Origin of the sequence: Rothia similimucilaginosa (assembly GCF_029850875.1) — a bacterium.
Lineage (GTDB): Bacteria > Actinomycetota > Actinomycetes > Actinomycetales > Micrococcaceae > Rothia.
In genome coordinates, this window is the sequence record NZ_JAOVAM010000002.1 from 88018 (window position 1) to 113177 (window position 25160).

Below are 25160 nucleotides of genomic sequence, written 5' to 3' on the forward strand. Positions count from 1 at the left end.
GGAGAAAAGAATGTACTGCCCCTATTGCAAGCACACCGACTCGCGCGTAGTGGATTCCCGCACCACCGATGATGGCGCCGCAATTCGCCGCCGCCGCCAGTGCACCTCCTGCGCTCGCCGTTTCACGACCGTTGAAACCACCACCATTTCGGTGATTAAGCGTTCCGGCGTGACCGAGCCCTTCGACCGTTCGAAGATTGCCGCCGGTGTGCGTAAGGCATGCCAGGGCCGCCCCGTGGGTGAGGATGATTTGGCAAAGCTCGCCCAGGAAGTTGAAGAGCTGATTCGTGCCCGCGGCCTGGCGGAGATTAACGCGCACGAGGTGGGTCTGACCATCCTGGAGCCGCTGTCGAAGTTGGATGCGGTCGCCTACCTGCGTTTTGCGAGCGTGTACCAGGCGTTTGAGAATCTTGAAGACTTTGAGGAGGCGATTGCGCGTCTGCGTGAGGACCGCATCGCCCAGTAACTTTTTAGCCCAGTAACTTTTTAGTCCAGTAGCTAATGAGCCCAGCCGCTGCTATACGCGCGGTTGGCACACAGAAAGGGGCTGTTCCCGAGATAACTATCTCAGGAACAGCCCCTTTAGCTGTAGCTACACTTTACGCTTCGCCGCGGCGCTGACGCGGCCGCGGGTAAAACAGGAAGCAGCTCTTAAGCTTCGCCTCGACGCTTACGCTCAGGCAGCATACCGCCAGCCCATAGTGCCGCACCGACGATACCCGCGTTGTTACGCAGAGCAGCCATGACCATGGGGGTGCGGATGTGGTCCTCAAAGTAGGGCATGAACTTCTCCGGGTTCTTAGAGATGCCGCCGCCAATGATGAACAGGTCGGGGGAGAAGAGCATCTGAACATGGTCGAAGTAGCGGTACAGGCGCTTGCCGTACTTCTTCCAGGACAGGTCGTGCACCTCGCGGGCACGAGCGGAAGCCTGAGACTCGGCGTTGTGGCCATCCAGCTCCAGGTGGCCCAGTTCGGTGTTCGGGATCAAAACACCGTCATTGATGAGGGCGGAGCCAATGCCGGTGCCTAGGGTGATGACAGCGATTAGACCGTCACGGTTACGGCCCTGACCGTAGGTTGCCTCAGCCAGACCGGCTGCGTCAGCGTCGTTGAGACCGTAGACGGTGCGGCCGCCCAGTGCCTCGCTCATAACCTGCTCCAGGTCGGTGTTAATCCAGGAGTCATCTACGTTTGCTGCGGAGAAGACCATGCCGTTCTTCACTACTGCGGGGAAGTCGATGCCGACAGCGGACTCGGGATCCGGAGCCAGGTCACGGCCCTGCAACTCATCGACTACGCGGCGTACAACCTCAGCCACAGCGGCGGGGGTTGCGGGCTTGGGGGTGTCGATGCGGAAACGGTCCGAAACAAGGTCACCGGTGCGCAGGTCGACGATGCCGCCTTTAATACCGGTGCCTCCAATGTCCACACCAATCTGCAGGTCCTTGGGGGTAGGAGCGGGCAGGCCGTTGATGAGGCTGGGCTCAGCGTAGTTAGCCATAATTTCCTTTCTTTCCTTCGCCTGAGCGGAGAAACATATCTGCGCTATCGAGTAATAATGAATAGATGGTTCGCCAGGTTATCCCTAAAACTTAGATGTCTAAGACAACAACTTAGGGCAGGGTGAGGATGTCCGCGCCGTCAGCGGTCACCACGAGGGTGTGCTCGAATTGTGCGGTGCGCTTGCGGTCGCGGGTGACCACGGTCCAGTCGTCATCCCACAGGTCCCATTCGATGGTGCCGAGGGTCAGCATGGGCTCGATGGTGAAAATCATGCCCTCACGAATCTCAGTGTCGTAGGCGGGTGCCGCATCGTAGTGGGGGATGATGAGGCCCGAGTGGAACTCGCGACCCACACCGTGACCGGTGTAGTCGCGAACTACGCCGTAACCGAAACGTGCCGCATACTTCTCAATGACGCGACCAATCACGTTAATCTGGCGGCCCGGCTTCACAGCCTTAATCGCACGGTTCAGGGACTCTTCAGTGCGCTCAACCAGCAGGCGGGACTCTTCGTCCACGTTACCGATGAGCAGGGTCTTGTTGGTGTCACCGTGCATGCCGTCCAGGTATGCGGTGACGTCCAGATTGAGGATGTCGCCGTCCTCCAGCACGGTGGAGTCCGGGATGCCGTGGCAGATAACCTCATTCAGGGAGGTGCACACGGACTTGGGGTAGCCGCGGTAATCCACGGTGGAGGGGTACGCGCCGTGGTCGCAAATGTACTCGTGAACCAGCACGTCAATTTCGTCGGTGGTGGTGCCGGGTACGCAAATCTTGGAAGCTTCAACGATGGCGCCTGCCGCGATCTTGCCGGCGGCGCGAACCCGCTCAACTTCCTCGGGGGTGTACATGTTCGAGTCGTTACCCTCGTTGGCGGTGGGCTTACCCACGTACTCGGGGCGAACAATGTGCGAGGGGACCGGGCGCACGGGGGTGATGCGTCCGGCAGTCAGGCAACCGACGGGTGCTCGACCGGGCTCTGCGGGAAGATTATGCGAAGTATTCGTTTTGGTTGAAGACATAGTTTCATCTTACCGGGCGTGGGCGGGTTGTGTCCGTTGCCGGGGCTCTAAAAAGCGGCGGATACATAAGCCGTACCTTTTTCCCAGATTGTGAATAAAATTTCATGCAGCCTAGCGGCAAAACTGCGCGGAACGGAAGACAGGAGCGGAAGGCATGGGGCGGACGACCGTGGAAGAGGGGGGGGAAGCGCCGTGAGAAGCTCCGCCTGCCTCATTGCCACGAACCGATGCGCGTGAGAAGCTAGAAACACCAACCCCTCACCGTCAAAGGAGAACCCGTGAGCGAGACGAAAAACCGCCTGAGCGACGCAATCGTTTCGGCGGTCGAAAAGACCCTAAACTCCGCGACCGAAGCCACCAGCCCGCACCCCGAAGAGTACTGGTACAACCTGTCCACCGGCGAGGTGGAACGCGGCCAGCAGAGCGCCGTCACCTCCCTGTGGGGCCCCTTCAAAACCTACGAGGAGGCGGCACATGCCATGGACCGCACCCGTGAACGCAACGACGCCTGGGAAAAGGACGGCGGCTGGCTCTAAAGAACGAGCACCCTCAGCCTTACTCACTTGCTCAAGAGGCACGCCGACCAATAGACATAAAACGTGAGACGCGAAGACCCCCGCACCCGGAGCACCGGATACGGGGGTCTTTCTTCTCAAGCTTTTTCTTAAGCTAAAGCCTATTCAAAGGTGTGTTCAGCCGCCGGGAACTCACCCGAACGAACCTGCTCACGATAAGCACGCGCAGCTTCCTCCATGACCTGGCCAACCTGCGCAAACTGCTTCACAAAACGCGGCACGCGACCGGAGCGAACACCCATCATGTCCTGCCACACCAGCACCTGACCGGTTGTCACATTCGAGGCACCAATACCAATAGTCGGCACAGCGCCCACAGCTTCATCAACCAGCTGCGCGGTCTGGGCGGTTACCATCTCCATGAGCACGCAGAATGCACCAGCCTCAGCCAGCGCCACCGCATCCTCACGAACACGCTCAGACGCATCGCCGCGGCCCTGCACACGGAAACCACCCAGAGCATGCTCCGACTGCGGAGTGAAACCAACATGAGCCACCACCGGAATACCGGTATGAACCAGGGCACGAACCCACTCAGTCATCGAAGCATCCGCCTCAATCTTGACCGCGTGCGCGCCACCCTCCTTCATCAGGCGAACAGCGCTCGCCACCGCCTGCTGCGGAGACTGCTCATAAGAACCAAACGGCAGATCAGCAACCACCATGGCACGGGAAGCACCGCGAGAAACCGCCGCCACCAGCGGAATCATTTCGTCCAGAGTAATGGTCAGGGTCGATTCGTATCCGAGCACCACATTCGCCGCAGAATCGCCAACCAGCAGCATGTCGATGCCGGCACGGTCAAAAATCTCTGCCGTCAGGGCGTCGTAGCAGGTCAGCATGGAGAACTTCTGCCCGGTAGCCTTAGCCTGCGCCAGGTGAACGGTACGCACCTTCTTGATGGTGTCCAGGTCAAAAGGCTTCGATGTGCTAGCAGCAGCGGGAACAGCCGCTGAGGTAGCGGCAGGCTGTGCCGCGTAAGGCGAAGAGATCTCGGAAGAACGCTCAATAGTCATGCTGACTATTCTAACCCTGCACGGCTCCAACCTGGTGTACCGCTCGCCCCGAACCTAGTTCCAGATGAGGTTAATGTAGTAGGTCGAGAATGATGCAGCAACGTTCTTATTCATCAGCTCCGGAATAGCGGAAGAAGCATCACTAAACTCACGCGGCAAATCGCGCTGAATAAGCGCCTGCTGCACCAGCGCATCCCAATACAGCTGCGTAATCGAATAGGTGCAGACTTCCTTCACGACGTCCTCCGCGTAGGACTCCCACGCTGTCTTTGCCGCATCATTAGAGCCGAAGAAACCCTCGTAGCCGCCAGACAGACCCGTATCGCAGGCGCTCACCGCGTTCTTCGCGTACTGCAACCAGTAGCTGCGGCTCAACTCATCGGTAGTGTTGAAAGTAAATGCCTCATAGTCTGCCTTCAGCAGGGCGTAAGACGCCTGAACAGAACCGGCAAGCGGGGCGTGCGAAGAGAAGACAATAACGTCCAGAAGAGCAGCGATGTACTCCATCTGCACCTTCTCATACGCAATACCGGACGGCTGAACCGGACCAGAATGCATCTGCACCAGCGCCTCCACCGAGTTCAGGAAACGCTCAATGTCGGCGGTCGCCTTCACCATCAGATTCAGCAGACGCTGAACACACTGATAATCCTCAGCAATCTGCGAGAACAAACCGTAGGACAGGATGCCGCGCTGCGAAGCCGCCGCTACCAGAATCTGGCTCGTCAACCGCTTGCTCTCCGCCTCAGCCTTCGCAACAGTCAACAGCAGGGCACCGCAATACGCCAGGGCGCGACCATCCACCAGCTGGGGCTGCTGCTGATGTAATGGCAGAAGACGCTCATGAAGCTGACGGAAAATCGCACTCTGCGTCAGAGCCTTCTTGCCCCGCTCCTCAGTCTTCAACAGCACGGTGTCTGCCGAGAAATCACGCGGAACAAAACGGCGCGCATCCTCAGCGGTAAACGGCGAATAGGGGCGACCCATCACCGGCTGCAACAGCGACATCGTGGTAAACAGCGAAAAACGAGCCGCCACCGGCCCCAGCGAATCCGGGTAGTTCGGCGCATCCGGCGCGTTGACACGCTCCGTGCACAGAGTCAGCCAGGTCTGCTCCACCGCCCGATCAGAAGTAATGCCAGCACCCATACCCAGGATGCTCTCACCGAACGCCTCCGACGGAAGCTTACCGGGGTTCATGACACGCGCCTGCATGAGCGCCACAGCCAGCTCCACCGTATAGTTCGTGCGGCGCTTCTTACCCGCCTCGTCAAGGTTCTGGAACGGACGCACGCCCGCAATCTTCTGACCGCACGCCAGCGTATGCAGCTCCTTGCTCATCGCAAACTGCTGTGGGTTACGCTGCATCATCTTCGACACTTCGTAGGCGCTCTTATGGTTCAGCTTCTCACGGCGCTGAGCACCCTCAGCGGACAGCGCATCATACTTGCCGCGGCTTGCGTGAACATACCAGGCACGAAGTACCTGAAGCGGCAGGAAGAAGAAAGTGTACTTCCACGACCAACTAAAAATAATGACCGGAATAGCCGCGCTCGAACCCAAACGGCCCGTGTAACCGGTCCAGATGAACTCCACAAACGCACCAATCAGCGCCCACAACGCCAAAGTGCGAATCCTAAACGCCACACGGGAGGGGCGGTCCAGCAGGTAGGTCGTGCCGCCAGACTTGTTGTTCTTCATGACTGTCGGGCCAAAGACCGCAACCACAAAAAGGCAGACTAGGTACAACACCAAGAAAACAATGGGAGCGGCAATAAGTAGTAGCCACTCTAAACCGGTAGGGTCGGCAGCAACCATGCTGGTCGCCAGCGGAAGCTGCGCTAATGGAAACTGCGCCAACGGAAACTGCACAGTCGAGGGAAGAATAATGGAATGTGGCATACTCCCATTATCGCAAGGCGACACCGCTCCCCGTCCCGCGAACCCGTCATGTGCTGGGTATCTGAACAAAACCCACACCGCAGAAAAAGTGGGGGAGTGCCCCTCCTAGTATCGCCCAGAATCTGAGCTGCCGTGGCGCAGGAACAAGAATTTACATAAACGAAACCTCTCACCCGCCCGCCACACAGCAGAACCCGATAGGCTAGATAACAACAGGACATACGCCGGGGCAAGGAAGCGCCAGCACCGCTGGCACGTAACCCGGCGGAACCCCTGGAATCCCAAGGGATATGCAGGGCTTTCCGCACCACGGCAGTAAAATTTAGCGCGCCTCCGCCACCCGCAGACGGGTACCACGCGGATGCGCGCCCGCACCGAGAGGGCAACTCATGGACCGCCAACAGGAATTCGTACTGCGCACCATCGAAGAGCGCGACATCCGCTTCATCCGCCTCTGGTTTACCGACGTGGTCGGCACCCTCAAATCCGTTGCGCTCGCACCGGCTGAAGTAGAAAGCGCCTTCGATGAGGGCTTGGGCTTTGACGGCTCCTCGATTGAGGGTTTCTCCCGCATCTACGAATCCGACATGCTGCTGCAACCGGACCCCTCCACCTTCCAGATTCTGCCCTGGCGCGGCGAGGAAGACTACACCTCCCGCATGTTCTGTGACGTGCTTACCCCCGACGGCGAAGTCAGCGCCTCCGACACCCGCGGTGTGCTCAAGCGTGTGCTCAATAAGGCAGCGGAGATGGGCTTTACCTGCTACACCTCGCCCGAAATTGAGTTCTACTTGCTCGAATCCTCCAAGCTCGGCGCTGACGGGTTCCCCGTGCCCGTGGACTACGAATCCTACTTCGACCACACCCCCGGCGGCATCGTGCAGGACTTCCGCCGCAAGGCAGTGACCATGCTGGAAGAAGTCGGTATCTCCGTCGAATTCAGCCACCACGAAACCGGCCCGGGCCAGAACGAAATCGATCTGCGCCACGCCGACGCCCTGCAGACCGCCGATAACGTCATGACCTTCCGTACCGTCATCAAGGAAGTCGCCTACTCACGCGGCATGTACGCAACCTTCATGCCCAAGCCCTTCACGAAGTACGCCGGTAGCGGCATGCACACCCACTTCTCCCTCTTCGAAGGCGACACCAACGCATTTTTCGAAGCGGGTGCCGAATACCAGCTGTCCAAGACCGCACGCCACTTCATCGCCGGTGTGCTCAAGCATGCCCCTGAATTCACCGCGGTCACCAACCAGTTCATCAACTCCTACAAGCGCCTCTGGGGCGGCGGCGAGGCTCCCTCCTACGTCTCCTGGGGCCATAACAACCGCTCTGCCCTCGTGCGTGTGCCCCTGTACAAGCCGAACAAGATGCAGTCCGCACGCATCGAGTACCGCGGTCTGGACTCGGCATCGAACCCGTACCTCGCCTACGCGGTGATTCTTGCCGCCGGTTTGAAAGGTATCGAGAACGAGTACCCGCTCATGCCCGCCGTGACCGAGGACCTGGCCGCCATGACCAACGCCGAACGCCGCGCTATGGGTTACAACCCGCTGCCTGCTTCCCTGCGTGAAGCCATCAACATTACTGAAGAATCCGAATTCATGGCGGAGGTTCTGGGTGAGCAGGTCTTCGAACAGTTCCTACGCAATAAGCGTGCCGACTGGGATCAGTACCAGGCTCAGGTGACCCCCTACGAGCTCAAGTACAACCTTGGAATCCTCTAGCGGTTGGATCCTCTCACCTCCTCGTACGGTGAGTGAGCGCTGACAGCCTCAGGGCGGTACCCGCCACCGGTAACGCACCGGCGGGTACCGCCTACAGATATACCCATTGCACCTATCAGCTTTACCGTTCACCGCTGTTTTTAGCGGCCAAAATTTATACTCCCCACCCCACGGACCTACTCCCTACCCGTAGTTCTCTACCCATGGTTCTCACGCTATGACTGACAGATCCCACTACCCGGCCACCGGGCTCATCCGCATGATCGACCCTGCCAAAGAACCCAAACCGCTGACTGACATCGCTGCCGACGCACTCGGCGACGAGCAGCGAGCCGAAGCCAAACGCAAAGCCCAGCTGCGCCTGCGCACCCGCATGATCGCCACCGGCTTCCACGACCCCTCCAAGGCAGAGCGCTGGCTCAACGCGCCTGAACTGCAGCACGTCTCGCAGGATGCGCTCTTTGCCGGGCTGCGCCTTGCCCCCTCACCGGATATTGCCCTGCCCGCCCTTGTGCGCCTCATTGAGAAGCATCCAGCGGTTGCTGAGCGCGCCAACTGTAGCGAAGAAGAATTCGGCATGTACCGCCTGCTCGGTGCGTCCCAGGCGATTGGCGATTTTCTCTACCGCCGCCCCGAGCACATTGACTCGCTCTTCGACACGCAGGTGTACCCGGCTGAGAGCGCGCTGATTCGCTCCCAGCACCCGGCGTCGATTCTGCCGGAAACCGATGGGGAATTCCTGACCCCCATCGCACCGCTGGACACCCCCTACCGCCGCGATATCCTTACCGCCCTCGGCGCCGACCCCCACGCGGAGCGTCCGCGCGCTGCCGTCGAGCAGACCGGCAAAGACGGCTACGTGACCCTGCGCGTTGCCTACCGTGCCGCCCTGGCGCGTATCGCCCTCATTGATGTGTGCTGTGAAGACCCGGTTGAAATGATGCCCACCATTGGTCGTCACCTCGCTGATCTGGCTGCCGCCGCGCTGGAGGGCGCACTCGCTGTTGCACGCACGGAAGTTGCGGAGGGGCTGGGCCCTGGCTTGGCGGCTCCTCGCCGTGGCGAAGCCGTAAACGCCCTGGACTTGGCGATTATCGGCATGGGTAAGTGCGGTGCCCGCGAGCTGAACTACATCTCTGACGTTGACGTGGTGTACGTGGTTGCGCCCGTGGAACCCGCCGCCACGCCCAATACCGGGGCGGAGGGGGAGAGTGCCCCACTCAAGCTCACAGAGAACGAATGTTCCACCATCGGCACGGAACTCGTGCACGCCCTCACCCGCGCCATCATGGGCCCCGCACCCGAACCCGCCCTCTGGGAAGTCGACGCGAACCTGCGCCCCGAGGGTAAAGACGGCCCGCTCGTTCGCACCGTCGAATCCTACGTTCAGTACTACAAACGCTGGGCCGAAAACTGGGAGTTTCAGGCGCTGCTCAAGGCACGCCCCATTGCTGGTTCGGCGCAGCTGGGAGCCCGCTACGCCCGCGCAATCGACCCCTTTGTGTGGGAGTCCGCCGCCCGTGAATCTTTCGTAGAATCCGTGCAGGCGATGCGTGCCCGCGTGACTGATAATATTCCGGCCCATCAGGTGGGCCGTCAGATTAAGCTGGGCCCGGGTGGTCTGCGCGATATTGAGTTCACCGTGCAGCTGCTACAGCTCGTGCACGGTCGAACCGACCCCGCCGTGCGCACCAAGTCCACCGTGGATTCCCTGGCGGCGCTGACCGCTGTTAGCTACATTAGCCGCACTGACGCCGAAACGTTCAGCCGCGACTACAAGAAGCTACGCGTGCTGGAGCATCGCATCCAGCTGCAGCAGTTGCGCCGCACCCACCTGATGCCCGAGAAGGACGCCGAACAGCGCGCCCTGGCTCGTTCAATCCTGTCCCCGGAACGCAATGGCACGCTCTCCGCTGAACAGATGCTGAAAGCTTGGCAGAAAATTAAACGGAATGTCCGTTCTCTGCACGAGCGAATCTTTTTCCGCCCGCTACTCGCCGCCGTCTCCACTCTCAGCCGCGACGAAGTGGTACTCAGCGAACAGGCAGCACAGGACCGTCTTGCAGCCCTCGGCTACCGCGACCCGCGCGGCGCTATGCGCCACATCAAGGCACTCACCACGGGACTTTCCCGCAGTGCAGATATCCAGCGTCACCTCATGCCCGTGCTACTGGGCTGGTTCGCCCGCGGTGTGGACGCGGACGCCGGCCTGCTCGGATTTCGCATCGTCTCCGAATCACTCGGCAGCACCAGCTGGTACCTGCGTATGCTCCGTGACTCACCCGCAGCTGCTGAACGCCTCAGTCAACTGCTCTCCAGCTCGCGCCTTATGACCGACCTGCTGGAGGACGCCTCCGCCTCTATTGCCTGGCTGGATAAGGTAGCAGACCTCAAGCCGCTGGGGGAGGAAGCGCTCGCTTCTGAGGTGTCTTCTTTGCTGGCTCGTCACGCTGATGCGGTCGAGGCAATGCGCGCCGTGCGTTATATGCGTCGGCGTGAGACTCTGCGCACTGCCATGGGCTGGGCTCTTGGCATCGTTGACATTGAGGACACCTGCGCCGGTCTTGCTGCCATTGATGAGTGCACGATCGGTGCGGCGCTGCAGATTGCCCTGCGTGAGCTTCAGGTCACCCCGGAAGGAGCCGGACCTGCCGAAACTGAGGAGACAGCGGGGGAGAAGCTGCTCACCCGCATCGCCGTCATCGGTATGGGCCGCCTCGGCGGCGCCGAGAACGGCTTCGGCTCCGATGCGGACGTCATGTTCGTCCACGAACCCCTCGAGGGGGTCGACGAAGACGCCGCGCAGGAACAGGCGGCACGCATCGTCAACCGTACCCTGGCGCTCCTCAAGCAGCCGGTGAAGCCCGCCATTCGCGCCGAACGGCCCCTCGAAGTGGACGCCGACCTGCGCCCCGAAGGCAAGCAGGGCGCTATTGTGCGCTCGCTGGACTCCTACCGTTCCTACTACGAACGCTGGGCGGAAACCTGGGAATTCCAGGCGCTCACCCGCGCCCGCCCCATCGCCGGCAATGAGGAGCTCGGACGTGCCTTCGTGGAGCTCATCGACCCGTACCGCTACCCGGCAGCTTTCGCGCCCGAACAGGTGCAGCAGATTCGCCGTATGAAGGCGCGCGTTGAGAATGAACGCATGCCGCACGGTGCCGACCGCACCCGCCAGCTCAAGCTCGGCCGCGGCGGACTCTCCGACGTGGAATGGCTGGTCCAGCTCGTGCAGCTGCGCCACGCACATGCCGTGCCGGGGTTGCGCACCACCTCCACGCTGTCAGCATTGAATGCGGCGGTTGAGGCGGGACTGGTCGAGGCTGCGGATGCGGAAATCCTCAGCGGTGCCTGGCTGCTGGCCACGAAGATTCGCGGCGGCAACGTGCTACGTGGGGTGCGTCAGTCGGATACTTTGCCCTCAGGTCGTGATGATTTGGAGGCGATTGCTCGCTGGTGCGGATACCCCGCCGGCAGTGCACGCGCCCTTGAAGAGGACTACCTGCGCCAAACCCGTAACGCCCGCAAGGTCTACGAACGACTCTTTTTCGAAGAGCTCTAGAGTCTCTTGAAAACATGAGCCTGGCGTTTTCGCCGGTGCGGATTTCCGGTGTGGATTTCATAGGGGAGGGGTAGGGAACATGGTTCCCCGCCTCTCCTTTTCTTCGTTCTCTTTTGAAAAATTTTGTGGACGTTCAGCGGGCATCATGTGCCCGCCGCTAACCTCGCGGGACTAGTAACCACCCCAAAACTTCTAAAATGTGACTGGCACCATGAAAATAAATTTTGATTGCACTCCTCAAAAACGAAGCGAAACACCCCATTCTGCCCCGGAAACATGCGGAATACGGGGTAATCTACAAAGGATTTGGCAAACACTCAAAAACCCCGTATAGTATTTACCTGTCAGCACGACGGAGGAAAAAACTCCTCGGAATAATTCAAATTGAATACGCTGATATGCGGTTGTAGCTCAGTTGGTAGAGCACCACCTTGCCAAGGTGGATGTCGCGAGTTCAAGTCTCGTCAACCGCTCGTAAGGACTCCAAGAGTTCGAACGCGTTCCCTTGTGGAGCGTATGCGGTGAGGTGGTCGAGTGGTTAGGCAGCGGCCTGCAAAGCCGTGTACGCGGGTTCGAATCCCGTCCTCACCTCGCAACAAAACATTTGTTTTGTGAGCGCGATTGGCGCAGCGGTAGCGCGCTTCCCTGACACGGAAGAGGTCACTGGTTCGATCCCAGTATCGCGCACAGATAAAAGCCCTTAGCTTTCGAGCTAAGGGCTTTTGTGTTTAATTTTTTGGTTGAGGAGGGGCGGTGTTGCTCCGTTGCCCTGTGTATGTTCTGGAGGCGGTGCTGCGTATATTTCCTCCGTGGGGTCGCAGAGAACCTGCCCTCGCTTCACTTCGCGTACCCAAGCCCTGCACATGCGGAACCGAGGCTAAGTGTTTTACTTACGAGGCGGAGGGGCGGTGTCCTCCGTCGTGACATCAGGGTGCCGCCCCGGGCTCTCTCCACCGCGACGTAAGGAAGAGCGGAGAGCGTCCGGGGCGGCGGGCGCCCCTGTAGGAGCGAGGACGAACACCGCCTGTCCGCAACTAAACCGTATTCCCGGAATTAGTGCTTGATGGCGTCCAGCGCCTCACGCTGAGCCTTCGCAATGCGCTTCTCAGACACCGTGTAGGCGGTGCCAAGCTCCTGGGCGAAGAAGCTGACGCGCAGCTCCTCAATCATCCAGTTCACGCGGCGGAGCGCATCCGGCACGATGGTGCCTGTCGGTAGCGACTTAACTGCGTTATCGTAGGAGTCTTCCAGATCCTGCACAGTGAGCATGAGCTGGTTGTCGCGGTGCAGGTTCGGGCCGAGCTTCGTCAGGCGCACCTGGGCGGCCTTGAGGTAGCGGGGGATGTGAACCAGCTGGTCGTAGCCGGTCTTCGCCACGAATCCGGTGTAGACCAGGTTCTCCATCTGTGCCTTCACGTCGGAGACGGCGTGCATGGTCGTCAGCGAGGTTGCCTTCTTGATTGCCTTTTTCAGCGCGGTGGCCTCGGAGAGGATTTCGGCGACGAGCTTGGTGACGTCGAAGACCGTCTCAATGAGTTCGGCACGTACATGCTCGTAGAGTTCGCTGTATTCGGCGTGCGTGAAGATGGGGGTGTGCGGCACGAGATGGTCGAGTGCCGCGACGGTGCAGTCGCGAATGAGTTCGTCGATGGAGCCGTGCGGGTTCTGTGTGAAGACGATTTTCTCCTTGTGGGAGAGGTGTTCGCTCACGTAGCGTACGGGTGAGGGCACCTGCAGTTGGAGCAGGCGGATGATGCCGCGGCGCTGGGCGTGGAGCTGTTCGGCTTCGGTGGGGAAGATGCGCAGGCCTACGCTGGTTTCTTCGTCGACGAGGGCGGGGTAGCCGTTGACCGCTTGGGTGGCGATGATGCGCTGTACCTTGCGGGGAATCTCTCCGTTGGGGAAGAGGTCGGCGGGGAATTCGGTGAGGCCGCTGATTTCGCGTACCTGCGAGCCGTGTGCGTCAGCTGCCTGAGCGGTGGTGCTACCCTGAGCATTCTTCGCGCCCTTCTTGGCAGAAGCCGCGGAAGTACCTGAGCCACCCGAGCCGCCCTGGGCGAGCGCCACCATTTTTGCCATGGTGTCGTCGGATGCGCCGAGCGAGTCGGCGAGGGCGCCGCGAATCTCCTTGTGGAGCTGTTGCTGCAGGGCGCGTAGGTCCTTGCCTTCGCCCAGGATTTTGTTGCGTGCGTTGCGCACCTGGAATCCCATTTTCAGGTGTTCGGGCACGGCGTCCCAGTTGAAGGCTTCGGGCTCGACAACGACGCCGCGCAGGCGGCGTAGTACGAGTGCCAGGGAGGGGATGAGCTCGTCGGTGGCGGGGGAGTAGTCCTCTTCCAGAGCGGCGCAGGCGGCGCGTGCCACGTCGGGCGCGGGCACGAAGTTGCGTCGAATCGCCTTGGGGAGCGATTTGATGAGCGCGGTAACGAGTTCGTGGCGCAGGCCGGGGATCTGCCAGCGGAACGGTTCGGGGCTCAGCTGGTTGAGGAACAGGATGGGTACCTGAACTGCTACGCCGTCGCGCTTGGCGGCGTCGGTGCGTGCACCTCCGATGCCGGCGGTGGGGGCGTATTCGTAGCGCAGGTCGAGGGTCAGCTCGCCGCTGTCGGTGCGCTGCACCCACTGACGGGGGAACTGGGAGTCGTCGTAGTCGGCGGCCTCCTCGTTGATGAGCTTTTCCGGGTTGAAGTCCAGGTAGTTGTCGTCTTCGAGACGTGCCTGCTTCCACCACTTATCGAAGGCGCGAACGTCCGTCACGTGGGCGGGGATGCGTGCGTCGTAGAAGGCGAAGAGTACGGAGTCATCCACGCGCAGATCGCGGCGGCGCAGGCGCGCCTCAAGTTCTTCGACTTCGGCGAGGGCGCGCTGGTTGCGCAGGTAGAACTTGTGCTGGGTGCGCCATTGGCCTTCGACGATGGCGGACTGGATGAACAGTTCGCGGGCTGCGGCGGCGTCTACGCGAGCGTACTGCACGGGGCGGTCGGCGTAGATGGTCAGGCCGAAGAGGGTGCCCTTGGCATAGGCAACTGCCGCGCCGGAGCTAAGCGACCAGTGCGGTTCGGAGTATTGCACGCTGATGAGGTGCTTGCCGATTTCTTCGATCCACTGCGGGTCGATGGAGGCGTTGGTGCGTGCCCACAGGCGGGAGGTTTCGACGAGTTCGGCGGAGAGCACCCAGTCGGGGCTCTTTTTGAACAGGCCGGAGCCGGGGAAGATGGCGAACTTGGTGCCGCGTGCGCCGAGATATTCGCGGGGGCCGCGGTTGCGTCCCTTGGAGTCCTTTTCGCGTTCTTCCTTCACGCCCACGTGCGAGAGCAGGCCGGAGAGCAGGCTCTTATGGATGTCGATTTCATGGGCAGAAGCGTTGATGTCCCTGCCGCTGCTGGCGTGAATGTTGGCGGTGCGTCCCATTTCGCGTAGCTGGGCGAATAGGTCCTGCCATTCGCGGATGCGCAGGTAGTTGATGTATTCGCGGTGGCACATTTTGCGCAGTTGCGAGGAGGACAGCGCCGCCTGCTGCTCGTTGATGTAGTCCCAGAGCAGCAGGAAGGATAAGAAGTCGGAGGTGTCGTCGACGAAGCGGGCGTGCATGGCGTCTGCTTCGGCGCGTACGTCGGCGGGGCGTTCGCGCGGGTCCTGGATGGTCAGGGCGGCGGCGAGCACCATCATTTCCTTGGCGCAGTTGCGGCGGCTGCCTTCGATAATCATGCGGGCCAGGCGTGGGTCCACGGGGAACGCCGCCATGGCTCGGCCGATGGCGGTGAGGGTTGCGCTCTTGCCGCGGCCCTTGCGGGGGGCGCGGGGGCGTTCGGCGAGCGCGCCGAGTTCGCGAAGTAGGTTCACGCCGTCGTTGATGGAGCGGGATGCGGGCGGCTGCACGAACGGGAAGCGGGAGATGTCGCCGGGTTCGCGGACCACGCCGATTGCGATCATCTGCAGGATGACGGCGGCGAGGTTGGTGCGCAGAATTTCGGGGTCGGTGAACTCGGGGCGCGAGTTGAAGTCTTCTTCGGAGTAGAGACGGATTGCGATGCCGTCGCTGACTCGGCCGCATCGGCCGGAACGCTGGTTGGCGCTGGCCTGCGAGATACGTTCGATGGGCAGGCGCTGCACCTTGGTGCGTGCAGAGTATCGGGAGATGCGTGCGGTGCCGGTGTCGATGACGTACTTGATGCCGGGCACGGTCAGCGAGGTTTCGGCAACGTTCGTGGCGAGCACGATGCGCGGGCGCGATCCGGGGGAGAACACGCGGTGCTGTTCGGCGAGCGAGAGACGCGCGTACAGGGGCAGCACTTCGTAGTTCAGGCGCGGGGACTTGGCGACCATTGCCTCGATGGCGTCCTTGGCGTCGCGGATTTCGCGTTCACCGGAGAAGAAGATGAGGATGTCGCCGGGGGCTTCTTTGGACAGCTCTTTGATGGCGTCGAGGACGCCGTCGGTGGGGTCGTGGTCGTCTTCGATTTCGTCGTCTCCGAGGTAGTCTTCCTCATCGAGCGGGCGGTAGCGGATTTCCACGGGGTAGGTTCGGCCAGACACCTCGATGATGGGCGGCACGTCGTCGGGCAGGATTGCTTCGGCGATTTCGCGTTCTTCGGCGCTGAGGTTTTCGTCGACGATGCCCTTGCCCGGCACGTAACTCGGTGAGAAGTGGCGCGCGAAACGCTCCGGGTCGATGGTCGCGGAGGTGATGATGACCTTCAGATCCGGGCGCTGCGGCAGGATGCGCTTGATGTAGCCGAGGATGAAGTCAATGTTCAGGCTACGTTCGTGCGCCTCGTCAATGATGAGGGTGGAGTAGCGGCGCAGCAGCTTGTCGTTCTGAATTTCGGCGAGCAGAATGCCGTCGGTCATGAGCTTGATAGCGCTGTGTTCGCCCACTTCGGAGGTGAATCGCACCTGGTAGCCGACGGTTTTGCCGATTTTCTGGCCTAGTTCTTCGGCGATGCGTTCGGCGACGGAGCGTGCGGCGAGTCGGCGCGGCTGGGTGTGGCCGATGAGGCCTTTAGCGCCCAGGCCCAGGTCGAGGCACATTTTAGGAATCTGGGTGGTTTTACCGGAGCCTGTCTCACCCGCGATGATGACGACCTGGTTGTCGTGGATCGCGTTCATGATGTCTTCACGGCGTTCGCTGACGGGCAGCTCTTCGGGGTAGGTGATGACCTCGGGGATGAGCGGCTCGTAGCGGCGCGGTGCCGGGTGCTTTTGCTGGTTGCCCTTGTTGTCGCCCTGCGCACCGCCCTGCTTGCGGGTGCGGTTGTTGCCGCCTCCGCGTCGGTTGGAGCGGGAGGTGTTGGAGTTGCGTTCGGAGGCGCTGCGGGAGGAGTTCTTACGGTCTGCGTTACTCTTCTGGGCGCCGTTTTTGACCGCGTTGTTCTCAGTAGTTTTATCTGCGGTCTTGCCCGCGGCTTTTTCAGCGGTTTTTTCGGAGGATCGTATCTTTGCCGCGTGGATTGCTGCTGCCATGCTCGCCATGGTGGGGGCGATGCGGGGGGCCTTAAAAGTAGAAGTATCTGCGTGTTTCTTCGTGGATTTCTGCTCAGACATATCTTATCCAGTGTACTCGCCTTGCCCGCGGTGGGCTTGGGGTGTGCTTTGTTTGTCATATTTGGGTTTGTTCGTGGGAACCCCGGGTGGGGAGCGGTGGAATCATGACCCTAAAAAGACTAATTAAGATATAATAAATGACATCAAATGCCATCTAAGAAACTTATAATTATTCATCTGAATTTTATGCACTATAGATGCGAATTAACTGCGCTTCTTAACTTTTTTCGATAGTTTCGTTCAACTGCTACAGTGGTGAATAACACAGTAACGAAGGAGTGACTATGCCATCACCAAAGACGTACCCGGCAACACGTGCTGCAGTGTTGGATTGCTGCGAAGACGGACAGCATGAAGAAATTCACCACCGCTGCGAAGAACTCTTCCAAGCCCTCGTTCACGCGAGTCTGCGCACCCACTTCGATCGCCTCAGCGCCGAAGAAACCCTCTACCTGGTGACCGGCGACGGCGAGCGCGTACAGATTTCTCCCGAAATGTACGGACCCCTCACCTCCGTAGCGCGCGCATTCGCCGACCGTAAGGATGTCTGCGTGGTACGCCAGGACCGCCTGATGACCACACAGGAGGCGGCAGACTACCTGGGCGTATCTCGCCCGACCGTTGTTCGCCTGCTGGAGCGCGGAGATATTCCGTTCGAGCGCATTAATACGCACCGTCGCGTTGCTTTTGATGACCTCGAACGTTACCGCCTTAAGCACGAATACGTGAACCGCCGCGTTCGCTAAACCCGTATCTGGTCAATCACTGTCTGACCAATCACTCTGATGAGACAGCACGGTTCAGCCGGCACAGTTCAGACAGTATGGTTGAGCTGAATAGCGCGGTTGAGGAATAGCAGCATCTGCTGAACAATCTCGAGGCTAAAACAGCGCGAATCCCCGTGTTCGGCATCCGGAACCAGCACCAATTCGGTAGGTACCTGCCGCGTGCGCAGCGCCTGATACATCCGCACCGATTGCTGGTACGGCACACACGAATCACTGATACCGTGCACGAGCATGAGGGCAGTGGCACCGCCGCTCACTCCCTGTGCGGAGGCACCGTCGACCTTTTCCACTTGTTTCTGGGGGCGTACCGCATCAATAGGATGCGCGCGTTCCCAGTTCTTTTGGGTACGCTCGATGCAGACCCCTGGAACCGCCCGCTCACCCCTGGAAACGTCGATAGTAGACGCATCTGTGGGCACCGGGTAGGTGCTTCCCAGCAGTCGCCACTCGGCGCCATCGTCCTCGGGATGATCGAGGGCGTAGCCAGCCAGAGGGCGATCGGTGAAGATGGTCCTCAAATCGCTGACCCCGTAAAACGAAGCTGCCGCCCTCACCTGTGAACTATGGGACGGGTAGGCGCTCGCCGCCCTGCCTTCAAAATATTCGTCCTGCTCGGATGAGCTCGCAGAACCCCCAAATACAGAGTCACCGGCGGCGGAATCTCCCGTATGCGCAACCATCATGCTCAGGTGCCCGCCGGCGCTTCCACCTGCCACCGCAATGCGCTGCGGGTCGATACCGAACTCGTGCGCGTTGGCGCGGAAGAAACGCACCGCCTCCTTCACATCGTGCAGGGCGCCGGGGAAGAGCGCCTGATGCGAATACCGGTAGTTGATGGACGCAACCGCCCAGCCTGCCTGCTGAAAAGCGGCGCGCATGAGCGCCTGGGCATTGGGCTGCTCCCCGGAGGGGGTGCGCAGGATAGTGTCGCGTAGGGCCTGGTTGGTGCCGAAGCGCCAGGCGCCACCGTGGATCCACACGAGCAGCGGCGTGGGGGAAGAAGTCACGGCAGTTGAAGTTTCAGCAGCCGCGGGGAAAAAATCGTAGGCGAACGCCTCGCGAGTTACCGGGGACTGCGCACCGTAGTCGGGTAGCGAGTGGGCATCGTAAAAGCCCGCCTCGCGGTAAAAACCGGAGCGGTACTCGGTACTCTCAACGGTCGGCACACCCTCAGCAGGCAGTGCGCCCTCAGCGTTCAGTGCGCGCTCAATCTTCGGCGCGCTCTCAGAGTTCAACATAAATCAGCGCCGCGTTAGGGAACCAGTACAATCTTGCCGCGGGTGCGACCCGTTGCCACCAGGGCGTGAGCCTGCGCTGCCTGCGAAAAATTAAGCACCTGATCCACGTGCACCTTCAATAGACCCAAGGACATGAGGCGGGCAATCTCCTGCATCTGCGTGCGGTCCGGGTGAACCGTCAGCCACTGCGCCTCGAAGCCGCGCTCACGCGCAACATCCAGAGGGTCGGGGCTGGTCAGGGTGACAATACGGCCGCCAGGAACCAGCACCTCAAGCGAATCAAGGAAGGTCTGCTGACCGGTGGAATTGAGTACCACGTCCATGGTCTGACCCAGTACGGCACGGAAATCCTCGGTGCGGTAATCAATGGGCTGGGCACCCAACGAGTGCACAAACTCGTGGTTCGCCGCGGAGGCGGTCGCAAAAACCTGAGCGCCCGCCTGCGCCGCCAACTGAACGGCGAGGTGACCGACGCCTCCGGCACCGGCGTGAATGAGCACGCGCTCACCTTCCTTCAACCGCGCCACCTCGAAGAGCGCCTGGTATGCGGTCAGTGCCGCCAGGGGAGCGCCACCCAATTGTGCGCAGGGAACATCGGCGGGCACCTTCACCAACTGATGCGCCGGGGCGAGAACATACTCGGCGTACGCACCGGCGGGGGAGGGGAAAGAAACAAGACCAAATACGGCGTCGCCCACCTTGAAACCCGTATAGTCGCCGGCGGTAGCCACCACGGTGCCGGCAACATCCCAGCCGGGCACGAAGGGCTTGTACGACGGGTCTGCCAGCTGAGCGGCGGGACCCAAGCCCTTGCGAGTGGTCAGATCAATCGGGTTGACACCGGAGGCAACCGTCTTGATGAGCACGTGACCGCGCACCGGGGAGGGGATAGGCACGTTTGCTTCGTGCAGAACGCTTTCGTCACCCCATTCGGTGAGCTGAATCTGGCGCATGGTGGTCATCGGGTTACCTCCGCTGTCGTGGCTTGAAGCCGTGCTGATGTGCCTGGTGTGCGCGTTTCCCCATTCTCTCAAGGTGGTTAGCGTTGCCACAACAGGCAGGTGGGTAGTGTCCATCCTCTGAGGTTTAAGAGGGAGCTACCCGGCATGGCCGTTAAATAAAAAGGAGCCGATACCCGAACGATACGCCTCGGATACCGGCTCCCGTGTTCCCTCTCGAATAAGAACATCGTGCCCCTGAAAGGATTCGAACCTTCGACCCCCAGTACCGGAAACTGGTGCTCTAATCCGCTGAGCTACAGAGGCAACCCATCTATGGTATCAGATAAGCACTAGATAAAACGGTCAGGCACCTGCCAAGGCTTGCTAGAATAGTTTGTTATGACTCCTGAAGAACTCTCCGAAGCTATTGCGCTTGCCCTTGAAGAAACCATTTCCTCCGGCCAGCTGACCCTTGTGGAGGGCGCTGAACTGCCCGCCGTCCGAGTGGAGCGCCCCAAGTCCCGCGAACATGGTGACTGGGCAACCAACGTCGCTCTGCAGCTCGCTAAGAAGGTGGGCAAGAACCCGCGTGAGGCAGCAGCTCTTCTGGCAGAGAAGATTGGCGCCATCGCCGGTGTTGCATCTGTAGATATTGCTGGCCCCGGCTTCCTGAACATCACCCTGGACGCCGCAGCTGCTGGTGAGCTCGCCGCCACGATCGTTGAAGCTGGCGAAGCATACGGCCGTAGCGACAAGTTCGCCGGTAAGACCATCAACCTTGAGTTTGTCTCTGCGAACCCCACCGGCCCCATCCACCTGGGTGGTACCCGCTGGGCTGCCGTCGGTGATGCGCTCGCCCGCGTCCTTGAGGCTGAGGGCGCTAACGTCGTGCGCGAATACTACTTCAATGACCACGGCACCCAGATTGACCGTTTCGTGCGCTCCCTGATTGCCGCGGCCCGCGGTGAGGAGACCCCCGAGGACGGATATGCTGGCGCCTACATTGTTGATATTAAGGACCAGATTCTGGCTCAGCGCCCCGACGCGCTTGAGACTGAGAACCCCGAAGAAATCTTCCGCGAAATCGGTACTCACTTGATGTTCGATCAGATCAAGGAGTCCCTGGCGGCATTCGGCACCCACTTCGACGTGTTCTTCCATGAGAACTCCGTATTTGAAGGCGGCAAGGTGGACGCCCTGCTCGACACCATGCGCGAGAACGGTCAGCTCTTCCAGGCTGACGGCGCATGGTGGATGCGCACCACCGACTACGGTGACGACAAGGACCGCGTGGTCATTAAGTCTGACGGCAACCACGCCTACGTGGCGGGCGATATCGCCTACTACCAGGACAAGATGACCCGTGCAGAAAACCCCGCCGATGTGGCGATTTACATGCTTGGTGCTGACCACAACGGCTACGTGGGCCGTCTGAAGGCTATCGCACAGATTCTTGGCTACCGTGCCGACCAGATTGAGGTCATGATCGGTCAGCTGGTGAACCTGGTCAAGGACGGCAAGCCCGTCCGTATGTCCAAGCGTGCCGGCACTGTGGTCACCCTCGAGGACCTGGTCGAAGCCGTTGGCGTTGACGCGGCCCGCTACGAGCTGACCCGCTACTCGGTGGACACCCCCATCGACATTGACCTGGGCTTGCTGACTTCCAAGAGCAATGAGAACCCGGTCTACTACGTGCAGTACGCTCACGCACGTACCGCCGCTGTGGCACGTAACGCTGCAGAGGCTGGCGTGAAGGTTGAGGACGGCGTGGACACCTCCCTGCTCGACTCGGCTGCTGACGGTGAGCTGCTGGCTGTACTCGGTCAGTTCCCCGCTGCTGTGCGTGATGCCGCGAAGTTCTACGAGCCGCACCGCGTGAATCGCTACCTGGAGCAGCTCGCTTCGGCGTACCACAGCTGGTACGGTGTCTCCCGCGTCGCCCCCAAGGCTGATGAAGAGGTCACCGATTTGCACCGTACCCGCCTGCTGCTGAACAATGCAGCACAGCAGGTGCTGGCTAATGGCCTGAACCTGCTGGGTGTGAGCGCACCCGAGCGCATGTAATACTCTCGTTTCAACCCCCGATCCGGTGCCACCGGGGCGGGGGTTGAGCGTATGCCTGCAAAGATAGCTAAGAAAGAGACACGATGAGCGAAGCCCGCGCCCTCTACGCCCCCGAATGGCTCACCTACCCCGAGCACCCTGAGGCCCTGTCTCGTACCATTTGGACTGATTCTTTCACCCGCAATGAGCAGGGTGAACTCTGCATTGACGGCGTGACCGTCAGCGATCTGGTTGCTGAGCATGAAACCCCGCAGTACGTCTTCTCTGAAACGACTTTCCGCGCCCGCGCCCGCGCCTACCGCACCGCTTTTGAGCAGGCTTTCGCGGCACACGGTGCGCAGGTGAGCGTCTACTATGCCGGTAAGTCTTTCCTATCCACGGCGGTGGCAGGCTGGGCGACTGAGGAGGGGCTGTGCCTGGATACCGCCTCCGGTGGTGAGCTGGCGCTGGCTCTGCGTGCACAGGTGCCCGGGGTAAATATCGCCCTGCACGGCAATAACAAGTCGGAAGCTGAGATTGCCCGCGCAATCCGTACCGGCCTGGGTCGCGTGGTGGCTGATTCGGTGGACGAGCTCAAGCTCATTGAGCGTGTGTACGCAGAGCTTGCCGCCGAGCGTGTGGCTGAGGGCGAGGAGCCTTACGCCCCCGTTCCGGTGCTGATTCGCATTACTCCCGGCGTGCATGCCTCGACTCATGAGTCCATTGCGACCGCGCACGAGGACCAGAAGTTCGGTATGTCCCTGCAGCCTGGCACCGCCGCGCTTGCCGGTTTGGATGAAGAGGAATTGGAGTACTGGGGTGTTGAGGCGACCGATTCTTACGCAGCGCTGGCAGCCGCGATTTTGAACGCGACCGATTCCCTGGATTTCCGCGGTATTCACTGCCATATTGGTTCGCAGATTTTTGAGGCGGAGGGCTTCGAGCAGGCGGCTACTACCGCCCTGGAGTTTATGAACCGCCTCAACCGTGACCTGGGTGTGACCCTGCCGGAGCTGGACCTGGGCGGCGGCTACGGCATCGGCTACACTGAGGCGGATCACCCTCGCTCCATTACCGAGGTGACCGAGTCGATTGCCTCTTCCGTTGCGGCAACCTGCGAGCGTTTGGGCATGGTGATTCCGCACATGTCTTTTGAGCCGGGTCGTTCTATTTCTGGTCCTTCGGGTGCGACCCTGTATGCGGTGGGCACCATTAAGAACGTGAGCATTGAGGATGAGAACGGTGAGATTCGCGTGCGCCGCTACATTTCGGTGGACGGCGGTATGAGTGATAACGCCCGACCAGTGCTGTACGAATCGGATTATTCTGTGACCTTGGCGAATCGTGCCCCAGCGGGGGAGCAGGTGCTCTCTCGCGTGGTGGGTAAGCATTGTGAGTCTGGCGATGTGGTGGTTCGTTACTGCTACCTGCCTGCTGACCTGCAGGCTGGGGATATTCTGGCGGTTCCGGCGACCGGCGCGTACTGCTATGTGCTGGGTTCGAACTATAACTTCTTTACTCGTCCGCCGGTGATTGCGACCGCGCAGGGTCAGCCTTCGCGCGTGATGATTCGCCGTCAGCATGAGGAGGATATGTTGGCGCTGGATATGGGTTCGGATATCTAGAGCCCTTAGCTCAGAACCCCATAACCCCAGAGCCTCAGAAACCGTGAAGATTCCGTTTCTGCAGTGCGCGCCGTGAGGTGGCGATTGCGGGTGGTGTCTTCACGGTTTTGTGTGTTCAAAACTTTGCAGAAAATAAGGCTACCTCATAACTGTGAGGGATACCTCATCTCAGAGAGTAAAAGTCGCACCTTGAGGCTGCTGAGCTGTCCCCGGCTCTTGATAAAGTGGTTGTTGAGTGCGTGCTCTGCGCCGCATCCACGCCGTAGCCCGAAGAGATACCGGGGTGAACCCGGAACAGACCGTAGAAAGAGACTATCGTGGCTGAAAAGATCAAAGTAGCACTGCTTGGTGCCGGTAATGTCGGTTCCCAGGCTGCTCGCATCCTGGTCGAGGATAACGCCATCCTTGAAAAGCGCATTGGCGCGCCTGTGGAATTGATCGGTATTGCTGTGCGCGATACTAATGCATCCCGCCACTGGAACGCGGACCCCTCGCTGTACACCACTGACGCTGAATCTCTGATTGATGCAGCTGATGTAGTGATTGAGCTGACCGGTGGTATTGAGCCGGCTCGCACTCGTATTCTGCGTGCTCTGGAGGCTGGTAAGTCGGTGGTCTCCGGTAACAAGGCACTGCTGGCTAAGCACGGCGTGGAGCTGCAGGCGGCCGCTGATAAGTCCGGTGCTCAGCTTTCCTACGAGGCTGCTGTTGCGGGCGCTATCCCGATTCTGCGCCCCCTGCGCGACTCCCTGGCTGGTGACCGTGTGACCCGCGTTCTGGGCATTATGAACGGCACCACCAACTACATTCTTGACCAGATGGACACCACCGGCGCGTCCTTTGCGGATGCACTGGCTGAGGCTCAGAAGCTAGGCTACGCGGAAGCTGACCCTACTGCTGATGTTGAGGGCCACGATGCTGCGTCGAAGGCAGCGATTGTTGCTTCGCTGGCGTTCCACTCGACTTTCACTATTGATGATGTGCACACCGAGGGTATCACCTCCATCACCGCTGATGATGTTGCTGCCGCGGATGCTGACGGTTACGTCATCAAGCTGCTGGCTATTTGCGAACGTGAGGGCGCGGACGGCGCAAACATTCGCGTGAACCCGACCCTGATTCCTCGTCAGCACCCACTGGCGGGCGTGCACGGTGCGTTCAACGCTGTGTTCGTTGAGGCGGAGAACGCCGGCGAGCTGATGTTCTACGGTCCCGGCGCGGGTGGCGCTCCGACTGCTTCGGCTGTTCTGGGTGACTTCGTGTCCCTGGCTCGTCGTCTGGTGCTGGGTGGCCCCGGTGTTCCGGAGACTTCTCACGCTCAGCTGCACGCAACCAGCCTGGATAACGTGGTGTCTCGCTACTCGGTGGGTGTTCTGGTAGAGGACCGCTTGGGTGTTCTGGCGAACATTACCCGCATCCTGACTGAGCATGGTATTTCTATTGATTCTCTGCGTCAGTCTGCTCCGAAGGAGGGTGCGGCTCAGATTCGTATGGTGACTCACTCGGCCAAGGATTCCGATTTGCGTCGTGCGATTGCTGTGATTGACGCTCTGGATACTGTGTGTGAGGTGAACTCGGTCATCCGTGTGGAGTCCGAGAAGCACTAAGCGTCGAGAATTACTCAGCGCGAACTGATGTGTGGCAAGTGCTGCTCACTAAACGTGCGATG

General features: G+C 60.4%; 15 protein-coding genes and 4 tRNA genes. 11 read left to right on the plus strand and 8 right to left on the minus strand.

Annotated features, from left to right (window positions below):
- The first annotated feature begins 10 nt into the window (after positions 1-10).
- A complete protein-coding gene (gene nrdR, locus QFX05_RS01985) occupies positions 11-466 on the plus strand; it encodes a transcriptional regulator NrdR (protein ID WP_005506525.1) in 456 nt (151 codons plus the stop codon).
- Positions 467-651: 185 nt separating this feature from the next.
- Here the strand turns inward: nrdR and ppgK are convergent, their stop codons facing one another.
- The gene (ppgK, locus tag QFX05_RS01990) at positions 652-1503 is read right to left on the minus strand and encodes a polyphosphate--glucose phosphotransferase (protein WP_279740482.1); all 852 of its coding nucleotides are present in this window, start codon (positions 1501-1503) and stop codon (positions 652-654) included.
- 112 nt (positions 1504-1615) lie between these two features.
- Positions 1616-2527, minus strand: coding sequence for a type I methionyl aminopeptidase (map, locus tag QFX05_RS01995; protein ID WP_279740483.1), 912 nt, complete (start codon positions 2525-2527; stop codon positions 1616-1618).
- Positions 2528-2805: 278 nt separating this feature from the next.
- On the opposite strand from map, the gene QFX05_RS08345 reads away from it, so the two are divergent.
- A complete protein-coding gene (locus QFX05_RS08345; protein ID WP_348539259.1) occupies positions 2806-3063 on the plus strand; it encodes a hypothetical protein in 258 nt (85 codons plus the stop codon).
- 140 nt (positions 3064-3203) lie between these two features.
- Here the strand turns inward: QFX05_RS08345 and panB are convergent, their stop codons facing one another.
- Both panB and QFX05_RS02010 read right to left on the minus strand, forming a co-directional pair.
- The gene (gene panB / locus QFX05_RS02005; RefSeq protein WP_279740485.1) at positions 3204-4118 is read right to left on the minus strand and encodes a 3-methyl-2-oxobutanoate hydroxymethyltransferase; all 915 of its coding nucleotides are present in this window, start codon (positions 4116-4118) and stop codon (positions 3204-3206) included.
- Positions 4119-4172: 54 nt separating this feature from the next.
- Positions 4173-6020, minus strand: a complete 1848-nt coding sequence (locus QFX05_RS02010; protein ID WP_279740487.1) for a geranylgeranyl pyrophosphate synthase — start codon at positions 6018-6020, stop codon at positions 4173-4175.
- A 389-nt stretch (positions 6021-6409) separates the two neighbouring features.
- Between QFX05_RS02010 and glnA the strand changes: the two genes are divergently transcribed.
- From glnA to QFX05_RS02035, 5 genes are all read left to right on the plus strand, one after another.
- The gene (glnA, locus tag QFX05_RS02015) at positions 6410-7750 is read left to right on the plus strand and encodes a type I glutamate--ammonia ligase (RefSeq protein WP_279740488.1); all 1341 of its coding nucleotides are present in this window, start codon (positions 6410-6412) and stop codon (positions 7748-7750) included.
- 217 nt (positions 7751-7967) lie between these two features.
- Complete coding sequence (locus tag QFX05_RS02020; protein WP_279740490.1) at positions 7968-11312, plus strand: bifunctional [glutamine synthetase] adenylyltransferase/[glutamine synthetase]-adenylyl-L-tyrosine phosphorylase; 3345 nt, start codon at positions 7968-7970, stop codon at positions 11310-11312.
- A 400-nt stretch (positions 11313-11712) separates the two neighbouring features.
- Positions 11713-11785, plus strand: a tRNA-Gly gene (locus QFX05_RS02025).
- A 47-nt stretch (positions 11786-11832) separates the two neighbouring features.
- Positions 11833-11903: transfer RNA gene (locus tag QFX05_RS02030), tRNA-Cys, on the plus strand.
- Between the two features lie 24 nt (positions 11904-11927).
- A tRNA-Val gene (locus tag QFX05_RS02035) sits at positions 11928-11999 on the plus strand.
- A 366-nt stretch (positions 12000-12365) separates the two neighbouring features.
- Here the strand turns inward: QFX05_RS02035 and hrpA are convergent.
- Positions 12366-16856, minus strand: a complete 4491-nt coding sequence (gene hrpA, locus QFX05_RS02040; RefSeq protein WP_279740492.1) for an ATP-dependent RNA helicase HrpA — start codon at positions 16854-16856, stop codon at positions 12366-12368.
- A gap of 284 nt (positions 16857-17140) precedes the next feature.
- Here hrpA and QFX05_RS02045 point away from each other — a divergent pair, with 284 nt between their 5' ends.
- On the plus strand, positions 17141-17602 hold the full coding sequence (locus QFX05_RS02045) for a helix-turn-helix domain-containing protein (RefSeq protein ID WP_279740493.1): 462 nt from the start codon (positions 17141-17143) through the stop codon (positions 17600-17602).
- A gap of 68 nt (positions 17603-17670) precedes the next feature.
- On the opposite strand, the gene QFX05_RS02050 is transcribed toward QFX05_RS02045, so the two are convergent.
- The 3 genes from QFX05_RS02050 to QFX05_RS02060 all read right to left on the minus strand — a co-directional run bounded on the left by QFX05_RS02050 (position 17671) and on the right by QFX05_RS02060 (position 20147).
- On the minus strand, positions 17671-18882 hold the full coding sequence (locus QFX05_RS02050) for an alpha/beta hydrolase (protein WP_279740495.1): 1212 nt from the start codon (positions 18880-18882) through the stop codon (positions 17671-17673).
- Positions 18883-18896: 14 nt separating this feature from the next.
- A complete protein-coding gene (locus QFX05_RS02055) occupies positions 18897-19844 on the minus strand; it encodes an NADP-dependent oxidoreductase (RefSeq protein ID WP_279740496.1) in 948 nt (315 codons plus the stop codon).
- Positions 19845-20073: 229 nt separating this feature from the next.
- Positions 20074-20147, minus strand: a tRNA-Arg gene (locus tag QFX05_RS02060).
- A 75-nt stretch (positions 20148-20222) separates the two neighbouring features.
- On the opposite strand from QFX05_RS02060, the gene argS reads away from it, so the two are divergent.
- The 3 genes from argS to QFX05_RS02075 all read left to right on the plus strand — a co-directional run bounded on the left by argS (position 20223) and on the right by QFX05_RS02075 (position 25098).
- The gene (argS, locus tag QFX05_RS02065; protein ID WP_279740499.1) at positions 20223-21887 is read left to right on the plus strand and encodes an arginine--tRNA ligase; all 1665 of its coding nucleotides are present in this window, start codon (positions 20223-20225) and stop codon (positions 21885-21887) included.
- Between the two features lie 83 nt (positions 21888-21970).
- Positions 21971-23491 carry a diaminopimelate decarboxylase family protein gene (locus QFX05_RS02070; protein ID WP_279740500.1) on the plus strand — a complete coding sequence of 507 codons (1521 nt, stop codon included), beginning with the start codon at positions 21971-21973 and terminating at the stop codon, positions 23489-23491.
- Positions 23492-23808: 317 nt separating this feature from the next.
- Positions 23809-25098, plus strand: coding sequence for a homoserine dehydrogenase (locus QFX05_RS02075; protein ID WP_279740501.1), 1290 nt, complete (start codon positions 23809-23811; stop codon positions 25096-25098).
- The last annotated feature ends 62 nt before the right edge of the window (positions 25099-25160 follow it).